This is a genomic window from Pseudomonas sp. 05N431 (assembly GCF_056397005.1).
The window spans coordinates 1-5,372 of sequence record NZ_JBFTMN010000038.1 but is presented as its reverse complement, the minus strand read 5'-3'; the positions used below and the strand labels follow the sequence as shown (position 1 = coordinate 5,372).

Sequence of the window (5,372 nt, the reverse complement as noted above, 5' to 3'; positions counted from 1 at the left end):
AAAGAGGTGTTGACAGCAGCGAGTAAYGCTGTAGAATTCGCCTCCCGCTAACGAGAGATCGGAAGCGCAAGTGGTTGAAGTTGCAAAGGAAACTTTGAAAACTTCTGRAAATAACCRCTTGACAGCAACAGAGGCYGCTGTAGAATGCRCGCCTCGGTTGAGACGAAAGATCTTAACCAACCGCTCTTTAACAACTGAATCAAGCAATTCGTGTGGGTGCTTGTGCAGTCAGACTGATAGTCAACAAGATTATCAGCATCACAAGTTACTCCGCGAGAAATCAAAGATGTAACCAACGATTGCTGAGCCAAGTTTAGGGYTTCTTAAAAACCCAAAGATGTTTGAACTGAAGAGTTTGATCATGGCTCAGATTGAACGCTGGCGGCAGGCCTAACACATGCAAGTCGAGCGGTAGAGAGAAGCTTGCTTCTCTTGAGAGCGGCGGACGGGTGAGTAATGCCTAGGAATCTGCCTGGTAGTGGGGGATAACGTTCGGAAACGAACGCTAATACCGCATACGTCCTACGGGAGAAAGCAGGGGACCTTCGGGCCTTGCGCTATCAGATGAGCCTAGGTCGGATTAGCTAGTTGGTGAGGTAATGGCTCACCAAGGCGACGATCCGTAACTGGTCTGAGAGGATGATCAGTCACACTGGAACTGAGACACGGTCCAGACTCCTACGGGAGGCAGCAGTGGGGAATATTGGACAATGGGCGAAAGCCTGATCCAGCCATGCCGCGTGTGTGAAGAAGGTCTTCGGATTGTAAAGCACTTTAAGTTGGGAGGAAGGGCCATTACCTAATACGTGATGGTTTTGACGTTACCGACAGAATAAGCACCGGCTAACTCTGTGCCAGCAGCCGCGGTAATACAGAGGGTGCAAGCGTTAATCGGAATTACTGGGCGTAAAGCGCGCGTAGGTGGTTTGTTAAGTTGGATGTGAAAGCCCCGGGCTCAACCTGGGAACTGCATTCAAAACTGACAAGCTAGAGTATGGTAGAGGGTGGTGGAATTTCCTGTGTAGCGGTGAAATGCGTAGATATAGGAAGGAACACCAGTGGCGAAGGCGACCACCTGGACTGATACTGACACTGAGGTGCGAAAGCGTGGGGAGCAAACAGGATTAGATACCCTGGTAGTCCACGCCGTAAACGATGTCAACTAGCCGTTGGGAGCCTTGAGCTCTTAGTGGCGCAGCTAACGCATTAAGTTGACCGCCTGGGGAGTACGGCCGCAAGGTTAAAACTCAAATGAATTGACGGGGGCCCGCACAAGCGGTGGAGCATGTGGTTTAATTCGAAGCAACGCGAAGAACCTTACCAGGCCTTGACATCCAATGAACTTTCCAGAGATGGATTGGTGCCTTCGGGARCATTGAGACAGGTGCTGCATGGCTGTCGTCAGCTCGTGTCGTGAGATGTTGGGTTAAGTCCCGTAACGAGCGCAACCCTTGTCCTTAGTTACCAGCACGTCATGGTGGGCACTCTAAGGAGACTGCCGGTGACAAACCGGAGGAAGGTGGGGATGACGTCAAGTCATCATGGCCCTTACGGCCTGGGCTACACACGTGCTACAATGGTCGGTACAGAGGGTTGCCAAGCCGCGAGGTGGAGCTAATCCCATAAAACCGATCGTAGTCCGGATCGCAGTCTGCAACTCGACTGCGTGAAGTCGGAATCGCTAGTAATCGCGAATCAGAATGTCGCGGTGAATACGTTCCCGGGCCTTGTACACACCGCCCGTCACACCATGGGAGTGGGTTGCACCAGAAGTAGCTAGTCTAACCTTCGGGRGGACGGTTACCACGGTGTGATTCATGACTGGGGTGAAGTCGTAACAAGGTAGCCGTAGGGGAACCTGCGGCTGGATCACCTCCTTAATCGACGACATCAGCTGCTGCATAAGCTCCCACACGAATTGCTTGATTCATTGAAGAAGACGATAAGAAGCAGCCTGTATCAGGTTGTAGCTTGGTTGGTTGGAACGCACCCCACGCTTTGCGGTAAAGAGCAGGGTGAGGTCGGCCTGAATAGCTCGAAATTGGGTCTGTAGCTCAGTTGGTTAGAGCGCACCCCTGATAAGGGTGAGGTCGGCAGTTCGAATCTGCCCAGACCCACCAATTTTGCTTGTGTGGGAAACGCCTGTAGAAATACGGGGCCATAGCTCAGCTGGGAGAGCGCCTGCCTTGCACGCAGGAGGTCAACGGTTCGATCCCGTTTGGCTCCACCACTACTGCTTCTGTTGTATGAAAGCTTAGAAATGAGCATTCCATCGCTGTGATGGTGAATGTTGATTTCTAGTCTTTGATTAGATCGTTCTTTAAAAATTTGGGTATGTGATAGAAAGATAGACTGAACGTTACTTTCACTGGTAACGGMTCAGGCTAAGGTAAAATTTGTGAGTAATTGCGAATTTTCGGCGAATGTCGTCTTCAYAGTATAACCAGATTGCTTGGGGTTATATGGTCAAGTGAAGAAGCGCATACGGTGGATGCCTTGGCAGTCAGAGGCGATGAAAGACGTGGTAGCCTGCGAAAAGCTTCGGGGAGTCGGCAAACAGACTKTGATCCGGAGATGTCTGAATGGGGGAACCCACCTAACATAAGTTAGGTATCTTAAGCTGAATACATAGGCTTAAGAAGCGAACCAGGGGAACTGAAACATCTAAGTACCCTGAGGAAAAGAAATCAACCGAGATTCCCTTAGTAGTGGCGAGCGAACGGGGACTAGCCCTTAAGTGGCTTTGAGATTAGCGGAACGCTCTGGAAAGTGCGGCCATAGTGGGTGATAGCCCTGTACGCGAAAATCTCTTAGTCATGAAATCGAGTAGGACGGAGCACGAGAAACTTTGTCTGAATATGGGGGGACCATCCTCCAAGGCTAAATACTACTGACTGACCGATAGTGAACTAGTACCGTGAGGGAAAGGCGAAAAGAACCCCGGAGAGGGGAGTGAAATAGATCCTGAAACCGTATGCGTACAAGCAGTGGGAGCCCACTTTGTTGGGTGACTGCGTACCTTTTGTATAATGGGTCAGCGACTTATTTTCAGTGGCGAGCTTAACCGAATAGGGGAGGCGTAGCGAAAGCGAGTCTTAATAGGGCGTCTAGTCGCTGGGAATAGACCCGAAACCGGGCGATCTATCCATGGGCAGGTTGAAGGTTGGGTAACACTAACTGGAGGACCGAACCGACTACCGTTGAAAAGTTAGCGGATGACCTGTGGATCGGAGTGAAAGGCTAATCAAGCTCGGAGATAGCTGGTTCTCCTCGAAAGCTATTTAGGTAGCGCCTCATGTATCACTGTAGGGGGTAGAGCACTGTTTCGGCTAGGGGGTCATCCCGACTTACCAAACCGATGCAAACTCCGAATACCTACAAGTGCCGAGCATGGGAGACACACGGCGGGTGCTAACGTCCGTCGTGAAAAGGGAAACAACCCAGACCGTCAGCTAAGGTCCCAAAGTTATGGTTAAGTGGGAAACGATGTGGGAAGGCTTAGACAGCTAGGAGGTTGGCTTAGAAGCAGCCACCCTTTAAAGAAAGCGTAATAGCTCACTAGTCGAGTCGGCCTGCGCGGAAGATGTAACGGGGCTCAAACCATACACCGAAGCTACGGGTATCACTTAGGTGATGCGGTAGAGGAGCGTTCTGTAAGCCTGTGAAGGTGAGTTGAGAAGCTTGCTGGAGGTATCAGAAGTGCGAATGCTGACATGAGTAACGACAATGGGTGTGAAAAACACCCACGCCGAAAGACCAAGGTTTCCTGCGCAACGTTAATCGACGCAGGGTTAGTCGGTCCCTAAGGCGAGGCTGAAAAGCGTAGTCGATGGAAAACAGGTTAATATTCCTGTACTTCTGGTTATTGCGATGGAGGGACGGAGAAGGCTAGGCCAGCTTGGCGTTGGTTGTCCAAGTTTAAGGTGGTAGGCTGGACTCTTAGGTAAATCCGGGAGTCTAAGGCCGAGAGCTGATGACGAGTGTTCTTTTAGAACACGAAGTGGTTGATGCCATGCTTCCAAGAAAAGCTTCTAAGCTTCAGGTAACCAGGAACCGTACCCCAAACCGACACAGGTGGTTGGGTAGAGAATACCAAGGCGCTTGAGAGAACTCGGGTGAAGGAACTAGGCAAAATGGCACCGTAACTTCGGGAGAAGGTGCGCCGGTGAGGGTGAAGGACTTGCTCCGTAAGCCCATGCCGGTCGAAGATACCAGGCCGCTGCGACTGTTTATTAAAAACACAGCACTCTGCAAACACGAAAGTGGACGTATAGGGTGTGACGCCTGCCCGGTGCCGGAAGGTTAATTGATGGGGTTAGCTAACGCGAAGCTCTTGATCGAAGCCCCGGTAAACGGCGGCCGTAACTATAACGGTCCTAAGGTAGCGAAATTCCTTGTCGGGTAAGTTCCGACCTGCACGAATGGCGTAACGATGGCGGCGCTGTCTCCACCCGAGACTCAGTGAAATTGAAATCGCTGTGAAGATGCAGTGTATCCGCGGCTAGACGGAAAGACCCCGTGAACCTTTACTATAGCTTTGCACTGGACTTTGAATTTGCTTGTGTAGGATAGGTGGGAGGCTTTGAAGCGTGGACGCCAGTTCGCGTGGAGCCATCCTTGAAATACCACCCTGGCAACTTTGAGGTTCTAACTCAGGTCCGTTATCCGGATCGAGGACAGTGTATGGTGGGTAGTTTGACTGGGGCGGTCTCCTCCTAAAGAGTAACGGAGGAGTACGAAGGTGCGCTCAGACCGGTCGGAAATCGGTCGTAGAGTATAAAGGCAAAAGCGCGCTTGACTGCGAGACAGACACGTCGAGCAGGTACGAAAGTAGGTCTTAGTGATCCGGTGGTTCTGTATGGAAGGGCCATCGCTCAACGGATAAAAGGTACTCCGGGGATAACAGGCTGATACCGCCCAAGAGTTCATATCGACGGCGGTGTTTGGCACCTCGATGTCGGCTCATCACATCCTGGGGCTGAAGCCGGTCCCAAGGGTATGGCTGTTCGCCATTTAAAGTGGTACGCGAGCTGGGTTTAGAACGTCGTGAGACAGTTCGGTCCCTATCTGCCGTGGACGTTTGAGATTTGAGAGGGGCTGCTCCTAGTACGAGAGGACCGGAGTGGACGAACCTCTGGTGTTCCGGTTGTCACGCCAGTGGCATTGCCGGGTAGCTATGTTCGGAATAGATAACCGCTGAAAGCATCTAAGCGGGAAACTAGCCTCAAGATGAGATCTCACTGGGACCTTGAGTCCCCTGAAGGGCCGTCGAAGACTACGACGTTGATAGGTTGGGTGTGTAAGCGCTGTGAGGCGTTGAGCTAACCAATACTAATTGCCCGTGAGGCTTGACCATATAACACCCAAGCAAT

General features: G+C 51.5%; 2 tRNA genes and 2 rRNA genes. All 4 read left to right on the top strand.

Features of this window, described 5'->3' with window-relative positions:
* Window positions 1-343 precede the first annotated feature (343 nt).
* Window positions 344-1,880, top strand: a 16S ribosomal RNA gene (locus AC1DIG_RS29090).
* Window positions 1,881-2,043: 163 nt separating this feature from the next.
* A tRNA-Ile gene (locus tag AC1DIG_RS29085) sits at window positions 2,044-2,120 on the top strand.
* A gap of 34 nt (window positions 2,121-2,154) precedes the next feature.
* Window positions 2,155-2,230, top strand: a tRNA-Ala gene (locus AC1DIG_RS29080).
* A gap of 234 nt (window positions 2,231-2,464) precedes the next feature.
* Window positions 2,465-5,356, top strand: a 23S ribosomal RNA gene (locus AC1DIG_RS29075).
* The 16S and 23S rRNA genes sit together here with 2 tRNA genes alongside, the layout of an rRNA operon.
* Window positions 5,357-5,372: the final 16 nt, after the last annotated feature.